This window comes from Knoellia subterranea KCTC 19937, assembly GCF_000768685.1.
In the GTDB taxonomy this organism is placed as follows: Bacteria; Actinomycetota; Actinomycetes; order Actinomycetales; family Dermatophilaceae; genus Knoellia; species Knoellia subterranea.
This window is the reverse complement of record NZ_AVPK01000009.1, coordinates 1-17,102: the sequence shown is the minus strand read 5'-3', so window position 1 is coordinate 17,102 and position 17,102 is coordinate 1. Positions and strand designations below refer to the sequence as shown.

Below are 17,102 nucleotides of genomic sequence, written 5' to 3'. Positions count from 1 at the left end.
GCCCCCTCTCCCCTGTCACCACCCCTGAGAGGAACTGACCTCGTGTCATCGATCACCGGGCACAGCGCGATCGACGAGCTGCCCAGCGGCGACGGTCGCCCGCCACTCGATGCGGACAAGGCCGGCACCGGGCGCCTCGGCGACCGGATCTTCGGTGGACTCGCCACCGGCTCCGGCATCTTCGTCATCGTCCTCGTCAGCCTCGTCGGGGTCTTCCTCGTCATCCAGGCCGTTCCGTCGCTGCTCAACAACAACGCGAACTTCCTCACCTCGCGCGAATGGGTGCCCAGCGGCGCCGACCCGCGCTTCGGCATCGTCGACCTGCTGTGGGCCACGGTGATCACCTCGATCCTCGCGATGGCCATCGCCGTGCCGCTCGGGGTGTCGGTGGCCCTGTTCATCACGCAGTACGCGCCGGCCTGGCTGAGCAAGCCGGCCGCCACGCTCGTGGACCTGCTCGCCGCCGTGCCGTCCATCGTCTACGGCTTCTGGGGCCTGAGTGTGGCCGGGCAGTACTTCGACTCGGTCGCGAAGGCCATCGATGCTGTTCTGGGCTGGATCCCCGTGTTCGAGTTCAACGGATCGCCGATCGCCAAGAGCACCCTGGCCTTCGCCGGGGTCATCCTCGCGATCATGATCCTCCCGATCGTCACCGCCATCTCCCGCGAGGTCTTCGCCCAGGTCCCGACGGCGCACAAGGAAGCCGCCCTCGCCCTCGGTGCGACGAAGTGGGAGATGATCCGCACCGCGGTGCTCCCCTTCGGCAAGCCCGGCGTCATCTCGGCCGCCATGCTCGGTCTCGGTCGGGCACTCGGTGAAACCCTCGCGGTGACCATGCTCCTCTCGGCTCTCAACGCGAGCGCTGCCTTCTCGTTGTCGATCTTCGGTGGCGGCGAGACCTTCGCATCCCGCATCGCCAACGACGCCGGTGAGTTCGACTCGGCGCAGAAGACCGGCGCGTACATCGCCGCCGGACTCGTCCTCTTCATCCTCACCTTCATCGTCAACGCGGCCGCGCGGGTCGTCATCGAGCGTCGGAAGGCCTTCAGCGAATGAGCACCCTCAGCACCGTCGACGAGTCGGCCCTGCCCGCCGCTCGCACGAACGACGACTTCGGTGGCAAGTCCGGCGGCCGCGCCTTCTGTGACCAAGCCGCCCGCGTGGTCATGTGGGTCGCGTTCGTCGTGGCCCTGATCCCGCTCGTGTGGATCCTCGGAGCCACCCTCCTCAAGGGCGGCCACATGCTGCTCGACATCGACTGGTGGACGAAGTCCCAGTCCGGCATCACCGCCCGTCGCGAGGGCGGCGGCGCCGTCCACGCCATCCAGGGCACGCTCATCCAGGCCCTCGTCACGGCCCTCATCTCGGTGCCGATCGGCGTCCTCACCGCGGTCTACCTCGTCGAGTACGGCCGTGGCCGGCTCGCCAAGGCCGTGTCCTTCATGGTCGACATCCTCACGGGTATCCCGTCCATCGTGGCGGCACTCTTCATCTACGCCATGTGGGTGACGACGTTCGGGCTGCAGCGCCTGCCGATCGCGGTCTGCCTCGCTCTGACGATGCTCATGATCCCGACCGTCGTCCGCTCCACCGAGGAGATGCTCAAGCTCGTGCCCAACGAGCTGCGCGAGGCGTCGTACGCCCTTGGCGTGCCGAAGTGGAAGACCATCCTGCGCATCGTGATCCCGACGTCCTTCTCGGGCATCATCACCGGCATCCTGCTGGGCCTGGCCCGCGTCATGGGTGAGACGGCGCCGCTGATCATCCTCGGCCCCTACACCGCGGTCATCGCCACGAATCTCTTCGACGGGCTCATGCCGACGCTGCCGACGATGATCTATCAGAACTACACGGAGAACCTCCAGCCGGCCATCGACCGCACCTGGGGCGCTGCCCTCACCCTCATCCTCATCATCTTCGTGCTGAACATCGCCGGCCGTCTCATCGGACGGTTCAGCAAGGTGAAGAACTGACGCCTGAAGCGGACACGCACAGGCGAGCACCCGGCATACCCCTGAATTTTCTGGAAACGAGAGAAACGACAACTCATGGCCAAGCGCATTGACGTCAAGGACCTCAACATCTTCTACGGCGACTTCAAGGCCGTCGAGGGCGTCTCCCTCACGGTCGAGCCCCGCTCCGTGACGGCCTTCATCGGCCCGTCCGGCTGTGGCAAGTCGACCGTGCTCCGCACCCTCAACCGCATGCACGAGGTCATCCCCGGCGGCCGCGTGGAGGGCAAGGTCGCCCTCGACGACCAGGACCTCTACGCCCCGTCGATGGACCCGGTGGCCGTGCGCCGCACCGTCGGCATGGTGTTCCAGCGGCCCAACCCGTTCCCGACGATGTCCATCCGCGACAACGTCGCCGCCGGTCTCAAGCTCAACGGCCTCAAGAACAAGAAGCAGCTCGACGAGGTCGTCGAGAAGTCGCTCAAGGGCGCCAACCTCTGGAACGAGGTCAAGGACCGCCTCGACAAGCCCGGCGCCGGCCTCTCGGGTGGCCAGCAGCAGCGTCTGTGCATCGCGCGGGCCATCGCCGTCGACCCGCAGGTGCTGCTCATGGACGAGCCGTGCTCCGCGCTCGACCCGATCTCGACGCTCGCCATCGAGGACCTCATCAACGAGCTCAAGTCGCAGTTCACCGTCGTCATCGTCACGCACAACATGCAGCAGGCGGCGCGCGTCTCCGACCAGACCGCGTTCTTCAACCTCAAGGCGACCGGGCAGCCGGGCCGCCTCGTCGAGGTCGACGACACGCAGAAGATCTTCAGCAACCCGACCGAGAAGGCCACCGAGGACTACATCTCGGGCCGCTTCGGCTGAGCAGAGGGACGCTGGACCGGGCGCAGGGGCCCGGGCACAGGGCACGCCGTGCGGGCAGGGGGGCGCACGGCGTGCCCTGCTGCTTGGTCTGGCCGCATGACGCGGAAATCGTGGGTTAGCCCGGTTGCAACCGGGTCAACCCACGATTTCGTGTCACGGCCCCAGCGGGGCGGGGTGGTCAGACGCCGATGGCAAGCTTGAGGAGCATGAACGCCAGCACCGCCACGATGCCGGCACCGGGGAACGTGAAGACCCATGCGCCCACGATGTTCTTGGCCACGCCCCACCGGACCGCCTTGACCGACTTCGTCGACCCGACGCCCATGATCGCCGAGGTGATGGCGTGGGTGGTCGAGATGGGGGCACCCGTGGCTGTCGCGACATAGAGCACGGCCGCAGCCGTCGTCTCCGCCGCGAAACCCTGGGGCGGGTCGAGGTGGATGATGCGGCGGCCGAGCGTACGCATGATCCGCCACCCACCGGCATACGTTCCGGCGGAGATGACCACAGCGCTCATGACGAGGACCCACAGCGGGATGCCGTGGTCACCATCGGTGTGGAAGCCGCCGACGGTCAGCGCGAGGACGACGACACCGGCGGTCTTGGCCGCGTCCTGCATGCCGTGCCCGAAGGCCATGGCCGCGGCGGACACGGTCTGGGCGTAGCGGAAACCGCGGTTGACGCGGCCCGGGTGCCCCTTGCGGAACAGCCACAGGATCGCGGTCATGACGAGGAAGCCGACGATCAGGCCGACGACGGGCGAGGCGACCATCGGGATGATGACCTTCTCGAACACGGCGCCCCAGTGCACGACGCTCGACGCCGCGAGCGCCGCACCGCCCAGGCCGCCGATGAGGGCGTGCGAGGAGGACGACGGCAGGCCGTACCACCACGTCAGCATGTTCCAGGCGATCGCACCGACGAGGCCGGCGGCACAGATCATCAGGCCGACCTTGCCGGCGGGGGCGTCGATGATGCCGCTGCCGACGGTCTTGGCGACCTTGGTGCCGAGGAACGCGCCGGCGAGGTTGGCGACCGCCGCCATGCCGAGGGCGATGCGCGGCGTCAGGGCACGGGTCGAGACCGAGGTCGCGATCGCGTTGGCGGCGTCGTGAAAGCCATTGGTGTAGTTGAAGCCCATCGCCAGCGCGACGACGAGGGCCACCGGGATCCAGCTCTCCACAGTGGTCAGGACTCCTTGACGGCGATGCCCTCGACCTTGTGGGCCACGGTCTCGAAGGCATCGGCTGCGGCTTCGAGCTCGTCGATGAGCTCCTTGTGCTTCATCACGAGGATGGGGTCGGCGCCGTCGGCGTTGAACAGCTCGGCAAGCATGCGCCGGTAGGCCTTGTCGGCCGAGTTCTCGAGACGGTTGATCTCGATCCAGTAGTCGCTGAGGTCCTTCATGGAGCGCAGCTTCGGCATGGCGTCGACGGTGAGCTCGGCCATGCGCGACAGGATCTCGACCTGCTTGGTGACGCCCTTGGGGAGGACGTCGATGCGATAGAGCGCCACGAGATCGGCGGCCGCGTCCATGTGGTCGATGCAGTCATCGAGCGCGCTGGCGAGGCCGTGAATGTCCTCGCGGTCGAACGGGGTGATGAACGAGGAGTTCACCTTGCGCAGGAGCGCGTGGGTGGCCTCGTCGGCCGAGGTCTCGATCTCGCCGATGCGCTTGGCGATGGCCTCGCGCTCCTCCTGCGACTGTGCGCCGAGGATCGCGGTGAGCTCGGCGGCACCCTCGACGAGGTGTGCGGCGGAACTGGAGAAGAGTTCGTAGAACCCGTTGTCCTTGGGGGTGAGGCTGAAGCCCACGGGAGTCGCTCCGAACGGCTCGATTACAGATGTCGTGGACAAGGCTAAGGCCTCTCGGCCATCTCGTCGTCATCGACGGTTCACCCGTCGTTGGAGAGACCGTGACGGAACGGGGACAGTGGTGCCGGGCCGGGAGCGCCTCACGGCGCGTGGCCGCTCGTAGCGGCTGAATTTGGGACCCGGGGCTGCCGCGGCCCGGCACCACCGAGAAGCCTAACGCCGCTGCGGGTGCGTTGTGTTCCCGACTTCCAATCCCTCGGTATGCCGTGTGCTCGCCGTCCGCGTGTGCCTTGCGCCTCTGCGGTATCCAGTCTCAGTCGAGTTCGCCGTCTCGCCAAAGGTTCGCGCTGGCGATGAGGTCCTCCCCCGTGCGCTGCATGGCTGCGCCGCTCGTGGTGAGGGCGCCCGCCGTGGCGGGGTCATGGGGGTCTCGGTCGTGGGCGAGTTCGGCACGGCCGGCGGCGATGACAGCGGCAAAGGCTGCGGCCCGTTCGAGTGCCACCGCCAGGTCGCCGTCGAAGACGCCGGTGAGGATCTCGTCGGCCAGGGCCCGAACCTCGTCGGGTCCCGGGGGCTCGGCCACCCCGGCGACCGCGTGGGCGACGTCGGTGAAGCGGATGCCGGCGCCGTACTGCCGACTCGCCTCCACGGGTTGCCGGCGCACCCACTCGCGCAGCGCGTAGAGACGCCAGAGCGCCCCGGGCAGGGTGCGGGCCGGCCTCTTGGCCCAGAGGTCGGCGACCGTGGACAGGCCCAGCTCGTCCACGAGCGCGACCAGACGCGCCGTGACCTCCGGGTCGTCGGCCGCGCGGCCGGCGCCGACGAGGACGGCTGCGGTCTGGTGCGCGATCTCGATGACCTCCGCCGGACCGGGCAGGGTGCCGCCGTTGGCCTCCAGCGCGTCGGGGCCGAACGCGATGGGTCGTCGAGGGACGTTGCGGCCGCTGTCTGTCATGGCCTCCATGGTGCACCGTACGTTGGGACACATGACCGCGCGCTCTGACCTGAGCCGGTTCATCGCTGCCCAGGACGCCGGTGGCACGTATGCCGCCGCCTTGGCCGAGCTGCGGCACGGGCGCAAGACGAGTCACTGGATGTGGTTTGTCTTCCCGCAGATCGCGGGTTTGGGGCGCAGCGCAACGGCGCAGTTGTATGCCGTCCGCGACCTTGCGGAGGCCCGCGCCTATCTCGCCGATTCCGTTCTCGGACACCGGTTGCGGGAGTGCTGTCACGTGCTGCTGGAGCTGCCGGAGTCGGATGCGGTTGCCGTGTTCGGAGCGATCGATGCGATGAAGCTCCGGTCGTCGATGACGCTCTTCGCACGTGCCGCCGAGGCGCCTTTGGACCGTGATCTGTTCATCGGCGTGCTCGAGACGTACTTCGACGGAGCCGAGGACCTCGCGACGGTCGAACGCCTCTGACGTCCGACCGGTATCGTCTGCCGTCGTGCGGGGCTCGCCTCGTCACGGGCCTCTAGCTCAATGGTTAGAGCTGCGGACTTTTAATCCGTAGGTTGTGGGTTCGAGTCCCACGGGGCCCACCAAGCATCACCGCAGGTCAGACGGTTTCTCGGTCGGGATTGAGAGGACCGATGGACGGCCGAGGGTCGGATTTGGTGCAGTTGGCGGTGCATTTGAGAGACTCGCTGAGCTGTTTAGACAGTGTGCGGTCCCCTCGGGTGCAAAGGGTCTCCGCTGGTCGCAGGGACCATCAAGTACCGCTCTTGGTGACCACCAGGGCCGCGCCCATGGCGTTGGGGGGTGTGACCGAGATGACCAACTCCGAGGTTCGTTCGATCGCCGTGCGCATCGAAGCCCGGTTGCAGTCGATCGCCGAGCACGAGGCGGCCATCCGTATCGACCTAGAGGCCCTGGCGTCGCTGACCTCACCCGCAGCCGACGACCACCTCTTGGACGTTTCCGCCGCCGCGCAATGGCTCGGTGTGTCTAGGGCCACAATGTTCCGGCTGCTGCGTACGGACACCCATCTTCGCCACGTCAAGGTCGGCAAGCGCACCCTTTTCCGCCCCGACGACCTGCGCAGCTACGCGGCGCGTCAGGTCGCCTCATGAGCCGGACCCGGTCCGCCAACGGCCGCTCCTCGATCTACCGAGACTCCGCTGGGACCTGGCACGGGTGGGTCACCATGGGTCGCGGCGAGAACGGCAGGCCGGTGCGCAAGCACGTGCGGGATCGCACGAGAGCCGCTGTGACCGAGCGCGTCGCGGATCTGGAGAACCAGCGCGCTAGCAGTTCGGGCGTCTCGGCGGCGAATGGTCGGCAAACCCTCGGGGACTGGCTCGAGGAATGGCTCGTGCAGATCAAGCGAGGCCGGAAACCGAGGACCTTCACTACATACGGCGCCCTGATCCGCACCCACTGCCGGCAACTGCGGGACGTCAAGCTGCGCGACGTCACTGTCCGGCAAATCGATGACCTCCTCGACCGCGTCGCCACGACCGTTAGCCCGACCACGGCTGGCAACCTGCACCGCACCCTGCGCGCCGCCTTCTCGGTAGCGCTGCGCCGCGGACTCATCACCGCGAATCCGTGCAGGTACGCCACCGTCCCACGGGTGCCGCACGCCGAGGTACAGCCACTGACCCTTCCGGAGGTGCAGAGCCTCCTAGAGGCTGCCGCGAGCGACCGCAACGCGGCCAGGTGGTCGGTCGCGCTCGCGCTGGGGCTGCGCCAAGGCGAGGCCCTGGCACTCAAGTGGGACGACATAGACCTCGACAGCGGCACCCTCGCAGTCCGCCGTCAGCTTCAGCGCCACCCATGGGAACACGGCTGCAACGAAGCCGACCCCAGCCATAGCCCCGCACTATGCCCGCGTCGCCACTCCGGAGGCCTGGGGTTCGACGACACCAAAACCGGGGCCGGCCGTCGAGTTCTAGCGATTCCCCCACAGATGGTCCCTCAACTCGTTGAACACCGCCGCGCCCAGGCCGAGGAGCGCCTCAAGGTTGGGTCCGCGTGGCGGGACCTTGACCTCGTCTTTGCCCGACCCGATGGTTCCCCTGCCGACCCGCGCAGCGACCACCGCGCTTGGAAGAGCCTGCTCGCGCGTGCCGGCATCCGAGACGCGCGGCTACACGATGCCCGCCACACCGCCGCCACCCTCCTCCTCGCCCAAGGCGTCGACGGCCGGGTCGTCATGAGCCTGATGGGCTGGAGCCAAGCCGCGCTACTCACCCGCTACCAACACGTCATCGACACCATGCGGGTCGAGGCGGCAGAGAGGGTCGGCAACGCGATCTGGGGAAAGTCTGGGGTCTGAACGGTGAGTCATTGGCGGCGGATAGACGCACCGCTGAACCGCGTGACCAGCGGCAGATGAGTGCGTTTCATCGGCGGAGACCCCCGCGATGGACGACCTGGCATCACGACGGCCTTAAACACGCCGCAGGCACACCGCGCGCCTGCGTTTGAGCGCGGCGCGCGCTGGACGCCGGACCGGTTAGAGGTCGTCTGGCGAGGGTGAGGAGCTGGCTACTCCATCTGGCGGAACCAATCGCGGACCGACAGTCGGAGCCGGACCACCTCGTCCTCCGCGAGGGGCGTGCAGTGGGCTATCGGCCCGCGGAGCGTGTTCAGGTTCGCCATGATGCGCGCGACGGCCTTATCGCTCTTGAACAGAGACCCAAAGACGTCCCAGTTGCCCGTGATGATCTGCCCGAGTTCGCCGAAGGTCGAGAAGTCGAGCGGGTCGTCTGAGCGTACCGTCACACCGGAGTCCTGCTCCTTTTGCAGCCTCGCCTCGCAGTCCGCCTTGATCTTTGGCGTCACGCGCGCCGCGTTTTCCCACCACGCCGGGCCGTCCGCGTCCGCGAGTGAGTCCCTGACCAGCGCGCGGATGGTGCGCTCCAGCGAGTAGAAGATCTCGTAGTGCGGGGCCATGTTCTTCGCCTCGGCGCGGAACGCGTGCTCGATCTGCGGGTAGTACTCGGCCGCTTCATCTGCGGCGGCGTCCCGCGCCCGGCCGAGGTCCAGGGCTAGCTCTTTCTCGACCGCGTCCAGGTCCTCTTCCATGAGTTGGACCGTCATGAGGAAGACCTTCAGCCGGTCCGCCGTGGGCGTCAAAGCAGGTGTTCCTTCAGGCTCTTGAAGATCGCGTTGAAGACCGCGATGTCTAGCACCCGTTCATCGCCTATTATCTGATCATGCGCTCAGATGAGAAGGTCGTTGGTTTGGATGGTTGCTCGGATCAGTGCGTCCACCCGGAGAAGGTGCAGTTGGTGCTGGACGCGACGTTGCCGGTGGATGATCTGGCTCGGGCGGCGAGCATGTTCAAGCTCTTGGGCGACCTGACGCGGTCGCGCCTGTTGTTCGCGCTGCTGGAGGCCGGTGAGCTGTGCGTGTGTGATCTCGCGGCGGCGACACGAACGCAGGAGGCAACCGTGTCGCAGTCGCTGCGGATGCTGCGCGCCTCTGGTGTGGTGACGGGTCGCAGGCAGGGACGCCTGGTCTTCTATCGGCTTGCGGATGCGCATGTGCGGATGCTGCTCGACCTGACTCGGGAGCACATCGCCCACGACGCAACTGGTGTTGCCGGTGGCGTTGCGACGTCAGCCGGGGTGATCCGATGAGTGGCGGGCACGGTCACGGAAGCGCGGGCGGTGCGCACCGGTGGCGGCTGAGGTTGGCGTTCATCCTCGTCGCTGGCTACTTCGTCGTCGAGCTCGTCGCGGGCTTGCTGTCCGGCTCGCTGGCGCTGCTCTCCGATGCCGGGCACATGGCCGCTGATGTGGTCGCCCTGGGTGCGGCGTTGGTCGCCACTCGGATCGCCACCCGCCCGGACAGCACCGGTCGTCGCACGTTCGGTTCCTACCGCGCCGAGGTCTTCGCCTCCGGGCTCGCGGTGTTGCTGATGCTCGGGGTTTCGGTCTACATCGCGGTGGAGGCCATCGGGCGCATCGGCGACACGGCAGAGATCGCTTCCGGGCCAATGCTGATCGTCGGCGGCATCGGACTGGTGATCAACATCATTGCCCTGTTGCTGCTGCGCGGGGGAGCCAGCGACAGCCTCAACGTCAAGGGCGCCTACCTAGAGGTCGTCGCCGACACCGTCGGATCCGTTGGCGTCATCGTCGCCGGCGTCATGGTGAGTGCGACCGGTAACGCGTGGTGGGACACCGGCATCGCCCTGGCCATCGCGATCTTCGTCGCCGTACGTGCCGTCATCCTGGGCCGCGAGGTCCTCACCGTTCTTGGGCAGCACGCCCCCGCGGACATGGCACCGGACGACGTCGAGCAAGCACTGTCGGCCGTTCCGGGTGTCAGCAATGTGCACGACCTGCACGTGTGGACCCTGACCTCGGGGATGAACGTGGCCACCGCGCACCTGATGACCGATGAAGGTGCCGACGCGCACGCCGTCCTGGACAACGCCCGCACGGTGATGCGCACCAACTTCGGCGTCGAGCACGCCACCCTGCAGGTCGAACCCAACAGCCACACCGGATGCAAGGAGGTCACCTGGTGACCGCATGGACCACCCTGGCGACCCCTGAGCGGCGAGCGACCCTGATGCGCCGAGCCCAGCTCCTGGCCGCAGCCTCGGTCGCCTACAACTCGGCTGAAGCGGTCATCGCCATCACCGCCGGGAACATCGCTGGCTCCTCCGCCTTGGTTGGGTTCGGCCTGGACTCCATCGTCGAGGTCTCCTCAGGGCTCGTGATCCTGTGGCAGTTCCGCCACCCCATGCCCGAGAGCCGGGAACGCACCTCGCAACGCCTCATCGCCATCTCGTTCTTCGCCCTCGCCGCATACCTCACCGTCGAGGCCGGGCACGCCCTGATCACCGGCGCCCAACCGGACAGCAGCCCCATCGGCATCGGCTTGGCTCTGGCGTCCCTGGCGGTGATGCCGTTCCTGAGCCTGTGGCAGCGCCGCACCGGCAAAGAGCTCGGCTCCGGTGCCGTCGAAGGCGACGGCACCCAGACCCGGCTGTGCACCTACCTGTCCGCAGTACTGCTCTTCGGGCTGGTCCTCAACGCCACCCTGGGCTGGTTCTGGGCCGACCCTGTCGCGGCCCTGATCATTGCTGCCGTCGCCGCGCGCGAGGGCTGGCAGACGGGGACCTTCCGGTCACCATGTCCACGGACTGCGCTGCAGACGACTGCTGCACCCCCTCTGCCACCGACGTCGACCAGGATGTCACCGATAAGGCAGCACCCACTCCGGTGGCACTCACGCGGGGCGAGGACCGCTCGTGAGCCGCCGCATGCCCACCACGATCCGGGCGGCGTTCGACGCGGAACTGCGGGCAGCGCGAACTGCGACGACCGGTGAGCAGCGGTGGGCCGCACTGGAACGGGCACACATCCTCTCCCAGCCGTGGGCCTGGCCGCACACCCGCGCGCACGCCATCATGCTTCGAGTCGCATGGAGCGAACACGACCGCCGCGAAGCCGCCGGGCAGGTCCTCCGACTCCTCATCGCCGCGCCCGGATCCGCGCTTGGCCGATACCCCGAAGGCAACACCGGTCGCGCCACCGTCCCGCTAACGAAACCGATGCCTGTCCCGGACGACCTCGCCAAACTCCTCGACCACCGCTGACGCCGAATCACATCTCGACCGGCCGCGGAACCTGACCGGGCCGCTGCCCGTTCGCCCCAGCAAGCCCCCATCCCTTTCCCTGACTGCCTTGGAGCTGACCCACTGTGAAACCCGTGCAACGCAACGCCATCGTCTCCGGTGTCGTGATCGCCCTCTTCGTAGCCTTCATCGCCGGCGCCGTGGCACTGGCCCCCAAGAAGGCCGACCCCGCCGACGCCGCCACCGGGCCAGCGACGGGCAAGCTCATCCGCGACGACAGCCACCGGCTCGGAGCCGCCGGAACGGGCAAGGTCGTACTGGTCGAGTTCCTGGACTTCGAATGCGAATCCTGCCGGGCGGCATACCCCGTCGTGGAGGAGCTGCGCACCACGTATGCCGGCAAGGTCGACTTCGTCGTGCGCTACTTCCCGATCCCCAGCCACACGAACGCGATCAACTCCGCTCTGGCTGTTGAAGCGGCTGGGCAGCAGGGCAAGTTCGAAGAGATGTACAAGCGCATGTACGACACCCAAGCCACCTGGGGTGAGCAGCAGGACTCCAAGGCGGGCCTGTTCCGGGGCTTCGCCCAGGAGCTGGGTCTGGACGTGGCGGCCTACGACACGGCCGTCGCAGCCAAGGCCACTTCTGAGCGGGTGGAGCGTGACCGGCAGGACGGCCTCGACCTCGGCGTGGAAGGCACCCCCACCTTCTTCCTCAACGGCAAGAAGGTTCAACCTTCCTCGGTCCAGGACTTCCGCGACCAGATCGACGCCGCCCTCAATGGCTGAACCGGCACCCGCCCGACCCGCAACTCAACCAACAGCACAACCTGCGGGAGTTGTCGGGCGGGGCACAGCGTGGGCGCTGACCCTCGCCGGCCTGATCGGTTTGATCGCAGCGTTCGTGCTGCTCGTCGAGAAGGTCGCCCTGCTCGCGGACCCGACATATGTGCCCTCGTGCAGCATCAACCCGGTGCTGTCCTGCGGGTCGGTCATGAACACCGACCAAGCTGCCGCGTTCGGGTTCCCCAACCCCGTCCTCGGGGTCGCCGGGTTCGCTGCCCTGCTGACCATCGGGGTGGTCCTGCTGACCCGCGCCAAGATGCCGGGGTGGTTCTGGTGGGGCATCCAGGCGGGGACCACGTTCGGAGTCGTGTTCGTGCACTGGCTGATCTTCCAAAGCCTGTACCGCATCGGCGCCCTGTGCCCCTACTGCATGATCGTCTGGGTCGCGGCCATCACCGCGTTCGTTTCCACCACAGCCCACAACGTCAAAACCGGACAGATCCCGCTGCCATCACGGCTGCGCGCCATCGTGTCCTACGGTCCCAGCGTGATCACCGTGTGGCTCGTGGTCATCGCCGGACTCATCGCCGTCCGGTTCTGGGACTACTGGGTGACGCTTGGCAACTGATCGGCCACCTCTCAACCGTTTTGGCGTGTTCTGCCCGCTTCGGCGTCGCGTCACGCTGATCGGGGGGCGTACATGATGACGGCGACACCGACCAAGCAAATCATCGCGCCGGTGATGTCATAGCGGTCGGGCTTGAACCCGTCCGCGACCATGCCCCACGCCAAAGATCCGGCGACGAACACGCCACCATAGGCAGCGAGGATGCGCCCGAAGTTCGCGTCGGCCTGCAGGGTCGCGACGAACCCGTACAGGCCGAGCGCGACGACGCCGGCACCGATCCAGATCCAGCCCTTGTGCTCACGAACGCCCTGCCACACAAGCCAGGCGCCTCCGATCTCGGCGAGGGCGGCCAACGCGAACAGCAGCAGCGACTTCACAACGGTCATGCGTCGCAGTCTCTCAAGCCAGCCGAGGCGGTGCCACAGTCGGTCACGCGGCGGTCGCTCGCCGCTGCGTGCGGCGTGTTCGCCGGGGCCGGCGGGGCGCCGGGGCAGCCGGCCGAGCCCGCGTCCCGTGCCTAGAGTGTCGGGCATGAGCTCCACCCACGTCGAGACGCGGACCGCCACCGGACCGGTGGCGGTCGTCACGCTGAGCGCCCTGGTCGTCACCCTGGTCGCGGCATCCCTCTCGGGGGTCGTCGCGCCGTTGGTGCTCGACGACCCGGGGCCGCTCGTGCGTTGGGCGCTGCCTCTCGCCCGCGTGGTCAGTGACCTCGCCTCCGCAACGACCCTGGGCCTGCTGCTGCTCGCAGGCTTCCTCGTGCCCGAGCGGCGCACCACCGAGCGCCGGGAGCAGGCCTCGCGTCTCGCCGCGGTCACCGGTGTGATCTGGTTCGTCGCCTCTGGCCTTGGCGCCTACCTCACGTTCGCGTCCCTCGCGGGCCTGCGCCTGGGTGACCCCGAGCTGGCGCGTCAGTTCCTCACGTTCGTCTGGTCTCTCGAGGTGACGCGGGTCCTGTCGATCACCACGGGGGCCGCCCTGGTCGTCGCGACCGGGGCACTACTGGCACGGTCGCGGGTGGCATACGCCTGGTTGGCCGCCTTGGCACTGGCCGGCATCGCCGTCGTCGCGCTCACGGGGCACTCCGCGGGCAGCGCCAGCCATGAGGGTGCGGTGAACTCGCTCGGTGTGCACCTCGTCGGCGTTACCGTCTGGGTCGGGGGCCTGCTCGCGATCGCGGTCATGCAGCCGCGCATCGGAGCCGACCTCCGTGCCACCGTCGCGCGCTACTCCGTGCTGGCCGGGTGGGCCTACGCCGCCGTCGCCCTCACGGGCCTGCAGCAGGCGGTGATCCGCCTGGGATCGATCGAGGGCATCGCCTCCGCCTACGGCGCCATGGTCGCCGCCAAGACCCTCATCCTCGTCACCCTCGGTGTCCTGGGCTGGCAACAGCGCCGCCGCGTCATCGCCAGCATCGAGCGCGACGGCAGCGGTTTCGCACGGCTCGTTCTCGTCGAGCTCGCCCTCATGGGGGCCGCGTTCGGGCTCGGGGCGGTCCTCAGCCGGACCCCTCCGCCGGTGCCCGACGTCGAGCTCGCACCCAGTGCGGTGCTCTCCCTCACCGGCTTCCCCGACCCCGGCCCGATGGTGGCCGCGGACTGGTTCACGGCATGGCGCCCCAACTGGCTCATGCTCGCCATCGCTGTCCTCGCCGTGACCCTGTATGCCGTGGGCGTCACCAAGCTGCGGCGCCGCGGTGACGCGTGGCCGGTCCACCGCACGATCTTGTGGACGCTGGGCTGGCTCGCGTTCGTCTGGGCCACGAGTGGCGCCCCTGACATCTGGGGTCGGGTCCTGTTCTCGGTGCACATGGTCATGCACATGGTCGTCGCGATGATCGTCCCGTTGCTGCTCGTCCCGGCCGCTCCGTTGACCCTGGCGCTGCGGGCGTTGCCGTCCCGACCGGACCGCACGTGGGGTCTGCGTGAGGTCATCCTCCAGGTCGTGCACTCACGAGCCATGAAGGTGTTCGCCAACCCCGTCGTCGCCGCCACCCTCTTCTTCGGCAGCCTCGCGGCCTTCTATTGGTCGCCGTTGTTCGAGCAGGCCCTGACGACCCACTCCGGGCACCTGCTCATGCTCGCCCACTTCTTCATCACCGGATATCTCTTCACGTGGGTGCTCATCGGCATCGACCCCGGGCCCCCCAAGTGGTCTCCCGCGATGTTGCTCCTCATTCTCTTTGCGACGATCTCGTTCCATGCCTTCTTCGGGGTGGCGCTCACCGGCACAAAGTTCGTCCTCGCGCCCGGGTTCTTCGAGCAGATCAACCTCCCCTGGGGGCCGCAGCTGCTCGCCGACCAGGAGCGGGCGGGTGAGATCGCCTGGGGCTTCGGCGAGGCGCCGACCCTCATCCTCGCGATCCTCGTCGCGCGACAATGGTTCAGCCGCGACCGTCAGGAGACGGTGCGGCTCGACCGTCAGGCCGACCGCGACGACGACGCCGCGCTCCGCGCCTACAACGCGCGGCTCGGCCGGCTCAGCGACGAGACCAAGGAGAGCGGGGCGAGCGATGAGGATCGCCGTCGTGCAGGTGGCCTACCAGGCTGACAGAGTCAGGACGCGCTACTGCGAGGTCGTAAGCGCCGGCTGCGGGCCAGAACAGGTAGCAGGAGGCCGGAGGCGATGATCGCGATCTCAAGTGCGCGGCCGATCTGCACGGCCGGGGTGATCGTCGTCGACAGAGGCAGTGATGCGCTCAGGACCTCCGTGGTGAAGTGACCACCTCTGGCGGCGAGCCGTCCGTCCGGCCGGATGAGGGCGCTGACTCCGACGGTGGACACGTGAGCCACGGAACGGCCGAGCTCCACCGCCCTCAGGCGTGACATCGCGAGCTGCTGCACGCTTTCATCGGTACGGCCAAAGGTGGCATTGTTGGTGGGGACGAACAGAAGCTGCGCATCTTGTTTCGCTGCCGTGCGCAAATGGTCATCGAACGCCACCTCGAAGCAGATCGCCACCCCGAGGCGCACCGGACCGGTGTCGACGATGTGGGCGCCGTTGCCCGCGGCAAAATCGGTGCGAACCAGGTCGACGGTGCGCGTGATGGCCCGAAAGAAGGATCGGTACGGGACGTACTCAGCGAAGGGGACCGGCCGGTGCTTGTCGTACCGGTCGACAACCCGGCCTGTCGGGCCCCACACGAGCGTCGAATTGGAGACCTTCGGCGCCGGTTCGGCTAGGACCGCTCCGACGACCACCGGTACACCCACCGATGCTGCTGCCTTGGTGATCTCACGCTCGGCCACCGCGTCCCGGGTGGGGTCAATGTCGCTGGAGTTCTCCGGCCACAGCACGATGTCGGGCTTGGCACGTCGTCCCTCCCGGACCTCCTGGGCCAGCCGAAGCGTGCCGTCGACGTGATTGGCCAGAACCGCTCGGCGTTCGGCGTTGAACTCCAGGCCAGGTTCTGCGACATTGCCCTGCACGGCCGCGACGGACAGGTCGTCGGCGCCCACATCCTGCCCGAGTGCGAGAAGCGGGGCGCCCGCCGCCACAAGCGTTACCGCGCCCACAAGCAGTGCAAGCCCGGCACGGACCTGTCCGGGCCCGCCCCACCGATGAGGCCGCAGCTGCAGCATCGCTATCGCACACAGGGCCGCCGCCGCGGCGACAACGAAGGTCACGAGCGGTGCGCCACCGAGCCACGCCCAGCCGAGGGCAGGACTGTCCGCTTGAGAGAACGCCACGCGTCCCCACGGAAATCCACCAAAAGGCGTACTCCCCCTGGCAGCCTCTTGGGCGATCCACAACGGGGGGCACAGAAGGAGCTGAAGCGACGGTGTCCGTACCCGGCGACCCAGGACAGCGACCGTCGCGCCGAACGCCGCGACGTACAGCGCCTGCAGAACAGACAGGGCCAGCCACGGGACGGGGCCGACGTAGATCCCGGACCACGACAGATGAGGCACGAAAAAGGCCAGACCGAAGACCAGGCCGACCAGGCTCGCCAGGGCCACCCCACGTCCGCGCAGGAGGAGGAACAGCACGGCCAAGCTGACCGGTGCCAAGGGCCACCAGCCGAGCCCTGGAAACGCCCCATCCAGACCGAGCCCGGCCGCCGCAGCAGCGACCAGCCGCAGCGCCGCGATCATTGCTTGCCGAACGGCAAAGTCGGTTGAAGGGCCTTCGGAACCCTGTTGGAGGACTGGGTCCGTCTGGGGATGCTCCCGCGCCTGCCAATCCGCGGACACTCCGCGTTTCCGGCGGTCAGCCTCGAGCATCGAGCGCTGGATGCGGGAGACGGCGAAACGGATCGCGATGGGCGCCGGGCAGGGCGTGCTCCAGGCGATCGAGAACCGTCATGCGCGAGGCGTCGGGACTGTCGGGCGATGCGTTGTGGCCTGTACCCGCTGCCGTGGGTCTGCGACTGGGGCGCGGAGCCCCAGACCCGGCCGGTTGACTGGGTGCCTGGCTGGCTAAGAGGTCGCTGTGGCCTTCCGGCTGGTCGGATGCCCCAAGACCGCTGCTGTCTTCAGGGCCGCGGGACCCAGTCGGTCAAGTCCCGGG

At 68.0% G+C, this 17,102-nt stretch carries 19 protein-coding genes and 1 tRNA gene; 14 read left to right on the top strand and 6 right to left on the bottom strand.

Translation table 11 applies throughout. The features are described 5' to 3' along the window. The first annotated feature begins 42 nt into the window (after nucleotides 1-42). From pstC to pstB, 3 genes are all read left to right on the top strand, one after another. Complete coding sequence (gene pstC / locus N803_RS13975) at nucleotides 43-1,056, top strand: phosphate ABC transporter permease subunit PstC (protein ID WP_035906398.1); 1,014 nt, start codon at nucleotides 43-45, stop codon at nucleotides 1,054-1,056. After that, nucleotides 1,053-1,973: a phosphate ABC transporter permease PstA gene (gene pstA, locus N803_RS13970; RefSeq protein ID WP_035906395.1), complete on the top strand. Its 921-nt coding sequence runs from the start codon at nucleotides 1,053-1,055 to the stop codon at nucleotides 1,971-1,973. Before pstC ends, pstA begins: the two co-directional genes overlap by 4 nt. A gap of 75 nt (nucleotides 1,974-2,048) precedes the next feature. Continuing rightward, complete coding sequence (gene pstB, locus N803_RS13965) at nucleotides 2,049-2,825, top strand: phosphate ABC transporter ATP-binding protein PstB (RefSeq protein WP_035906393.1); 777 nt, start codon at nucleotides 2,049-2,051, stop codon at nucleotides 2,823-2,825. 178 nt (nucleotides 2,826-3,003) lie between these two features. Here pstB and N803_RS13960 read toward each other — a convergent pair whose 3' ends face one another. The 3 genes from N803_RS13960 to N803_RS13950 form a co-directional block, all read right to left on the bottom strand. Beyond that, nucleotides 3,004-4,008, bottom strand: coding sequence for an inorganic phosphate transporter (locus N803_RS13960; RefSeq protein WP_035906391.1), 1,005 nt, complete (start codon nucleotides 4,006-4,008; stop codon nucleotides 3,004-3,006). 5 nt (nucleotides 4,009-4,013) lie between these two features. Then, complete coding sequence (locus N803_RS13955) at nucleotides 4,014-4,640, bottom strand: DUF47 domain-containing protein (protein ID WP_035906390.1); 627 nt, start codon at nucleotides 4,638-4,640, stop codon at nucleotides 4,014-4,016. Nucleotides 4,641-4,953: 313 nt separating this feature from the next. Beyond that, the gene (locus N803_RS13950; RefSeq protein ID WP_035906597.1) at nucleotides 4,954-5,595 is read right to left on the bottom strand and encodes a hypothetical protein; all 642 of its coding nucleotides are present in this window, start codon (nucleotides 5,593-5,595) and stop codon (nucleotides 4,954-4,956) included. Nucleotides 5,596-5,626: 31 nt separating this feature from the next. Here N803_RS13950 and N803_RS13945 point away from each other — a divergent pair, with 31 nt between their 5' ends. The 4 genes from N803_RS13945 to N803_RS13930 all read left to right on the top strand — a co-directional run bounded on the left by N803_RS13945 (nucleotide 5,627) and on the right by N803_RS13930 (nucleotide 7,919). Beyond that, the gene (locus N803_RS13945) at nucleotides 5,627-6,061 is read left to right on the top strand and encodes a DUF1810 domain-containing protein (RefSeq protein WP_035906387.1); all 435 of its coding nucleotides are present in this window, start codon (nucleotides 5,627-5,629) and stop codon (nucleotides 6,059-6,061) included. A gap of 46 nt (nucleotides 6,062-6,107) precedes the next feature. Then, nucleotides 6,108-6,183, top strand: a tRNA-Lys gene (locus N803_RS13940). A 228-nt stretch (nucleotides 6,184-6,411) separates the two neighbouring features. Beyond that, nucleotides 6,412-6,711: a helix-turn-helix domain-containing protein gene (locus N803_RS18600; RefSeq protein ID WP_245617295.1), complete on the top strand. Its 300-nt coding sequence runs from the start codon at nucleotides 6,412-6,414 to the stop codon at nucleotides 6,709-6,711. A gap of 137 nt (nucleotides 6,712-6,848) precedes the next feature. Further along, nucleotides 6,849-7,919, top strand: coding sequence for a tyrosine-type recombinase/integrase (locus N803_RS13930; RefSeq protein ID WP_169743098.1), 1,071 nt, complete (start codon nucleotides 6,849-6,851; stop codon nucleotides 7,917-7,919). Between the two features lie 212 nt (nucleotides 7,920-8,131). On the opposite strand, the gene N803_RS13925 is transcribed toward N803_RS13930, so the two are convergent. After that, nucleotides 8,132-8,686 (bottom strand): Swt1 family HEPN domain-containing protein, encoded by a 555-nt coding sequence (locus tag N803_RS13925; RefSeq protein WP_035906595.1) that lies wholly within the window; start codon nucleotides 8,684-8,686, stop codon nucleotides 8,132-8,134. Nucleotides 8,687-8,802: 116 nt separating this feature from the next. Between N803_RS13925 and N803_RS13920 the strand changes: the two genes are divergently transcribed. The 6 genes from N803_RS13920 to N803_RS13895 all read left to right on the top strand — a co-directional run bounded on the left by N803_RS13920 (nucleotide 8,803) and on the right by N803_RS13895 (nucleotide 12,593). Further along, on the top strand, nucleotides 8,803-9,228 hold the full coding sequence (locus tag N803_RS13920) for an ArsR/SmtB family transcription factor (RefSeq protein WP_052112309.1): 426 nt from the start codon (nucleotides 8,803-8,805) through the stop codon (nucleotides 9,226-9,228). Continuing rightward, the gene (locus N803_RS13915) at nucleotides 9,225-10,124 is read left to right on the top strand and encodes a cation diffusion facilitator family transporter (RefSeq protein ID WP_035906373.1); all 900 of its coding nucleotides are present in this window, start codon (nucleotides 9,225-9,227) and stop codon (nucleotides 10,122-10,124) included. The genes N803_RS13920 and N803_RS13915 overlap by 4 nt, the downstream gene beginning before the upstream one ends. Next, nucleotides 10,121-10,933 (top strand): cation diffusion facilitator family transporter, encoded by an 813-nt coding sequence (locus N803_RS13910; protein ID WP_342666695.1) that lies wholly within the window; start codon nucleotides 10,121-10,123, stop codon nucleotides 10,931-10,933. The genes N803_RS13915 and N803_RS13910 overlap by 4 nt, the downstream gene beginning before the upstream one ends. After that, nucleotides 10,866-11,201: a DUF3703 domain-containing protein gene (locus N803_RS13905; RefSeq protein ID WP_035906372.1), complete on the top strand. Its 336-nt coding sequence runs from the start codon at nucleotides 10,866-10,868 to the stop codon at nucleotides 11,199-11,201. Before N803_RS13910 ends, N803_RS13905 begins: the two co-directional genes overlap by 68 nt. Nucleotides 11,202-11,305: 104 nt before the next feature. Next, entirely contained in the window at nucleotides 11,306-11,968 is a 663-nt protein-coding gene (locus N803_RS13900) for a DsbA family protein (RefSeq protein WP_211253524.1), read from the top strand. Next, complete coding sequence (locus tag N803_RS13895) at nucleotides 11,961-12,593, top strand: vitamin K epoxide reductase family protein (RefSeq protein WP_035906371.1); 633 nt, start codon at nucleotides 11,961-11,963, stop codon at nucleotides 12,591-12,593. The genes N803_RS13900 and N803_RS13895 overlap by 8 nt, the downstream gene beginning before the upstream one ends. A gap of 50 nt (nucleotides 12,594-12,643) precedes the next feature. Here N803_RS13895 and N803_RS13890 read toward each other — a convergent pair whose 3' ends face one another. Beyond that, complete coding sequence (locus tag N803_RS13890) at nucleotides 12,644-12,979, bottom strand: YnfA family protein (RefSeq protein WP_035906585.1); 336 nt, start codon at nucleotides 12,977-12,979, stop codon at nucleotides 12,644-12,646. A 145-nt stretch (nucleotides 12,980-13,124) separates the two neighbouring features. Between N803_RS13890 and N803_RS13885 the strand changes: the two genes are divergently transcribed. Beyond that, on the top strand, nucleotides 13,125-15,143 hold the full coding sequence (locus tag N803_RS13885) for a bifunctional copper resistance protein CopD/cytochrome c oxidase assembly protein (protein ID WP_052112308.1): 2,019 nt from the start codon (nucleotides 13,125-13,127) through the stop codon (nucleotides 15,141-15,143). Between the two features lie 5 nt (nucleotides 15,144-15,148). On the opposite strand, the gene lnt is transcribed toward N803_RS13885, so the two are convergent. Beyond that, the gene (gene lnt / locus N803_RS13880; RefSeq protein ID WP_035906366.1) at nucleotides 15,149-16,687 is read right to left on the bottom strand and encodes an apolipoprotein N-acyltransferase; all 1,539 of its coding nucleotides are present in this window, start codon (nucleotides 16,685-16,687) and stop codon (nucleotides 15,149-15,151) included. Nucleotides 16,688-17,102 lie beyond the last annotated feature (415 nt).

What these genes read in the sequence shown, in the direction of transcription:
- pstA (WP_035906395.1), top strand. Translation starts at nt 1,053, where the DNA reads ATGAGCACCCTCAGCACCGTCGACGAGTCGGCCCTGCCCGCCGCTCGC.
- pstB (WP_035906393.1), top strand. Translation starts at nt 2,049, where the DNA reads ATGGCCAAGCGCATTGACGTCAAGGACCTCAACATCTTCTACGGCGAC.
- N803_RS13950 (WP_035906597.1), bottom strand. Translation starts at nt 5,595, where the DNA reads ATGACAGACAGCGGCCGCAACGTCCCTCGACGACCCATCGCGTTCGGC.
- N803_RS13945 (WP_035906387.1), top strand. Translation starts at nt 5,627, where the DNA reads ATGACCGCGCGCTCTGACCTGAGCCGGTTCATCGCTGCCCAGGACGCC.
- N803_RS18600 (WP_245617295.1), top strand. Translation starts at nt 6,412, where the DNA reads ATGACCAACTCCGAGGTTCGTTCGATCGCCGTGCGCATCGAAGCCCGG.
- N803_RS13925 (WP_035906595.1), bottom strand. Translation starts at nt 8,686, where the DNA reads ATGACGGTCCAACTCATGGAAGAGGACCTGGACGCGGTCGAGAAAGAG.
- N803_RS13920 (WP_052112309.1), top strand. Translation starts at nt 8,803, where the DNA reads ATGCGCTCAGATGAGAAGGTCGTTGGTTTGGATGGTTGCTCGGATCAG.
- N803_RS13915 (WP_035906373.1), top strand. Translation starts at nt 9,225, where the DNA reads ATGAGTGGCGGGCACGGTCACGGAAGCGCGGGCGGTGCGCACCGGTGG.
- N803_RS13905 (WP_035906372.1), top strand. Translation starts at nt 10,866, where the DNA reads ATGCCCACCACGATCCGGGCGGCGTTCGACGCGGAACTGCGGGCAGCG.
- N803_RS13895 (WP_035906371.1), top strand. Translation starts at nt 11,961, where the DNA reads ATGGCTGAACCGGCACCCGCCCGACCCGCAACTCAACCAACAGCACAA.
- N803_RS13890 (WP_035906585.1), bottom strand. Translation starts at nt 12,979, where the DNA reads ATGACCGTTGTGAAGTCGCTGCTGCTGTTCGCGTTGGCCGCCCTCGCC.
- N803_RS13885 (WP_052112308.1), top strand. Translation starts at nt 13,125, where the DNA reads ATGAGCTCCACCCACGTCGAGACGCGGACCGCCACCGGACCGGTGGCG.
- lnt (WP_035906366.1), bottom strand. Translation starts at nt 16,687, where the DNA reads ATGATCGCGGCGCTGCGGCTGGTCGCTGCTGCGGCGGCCGGGCTCGGT.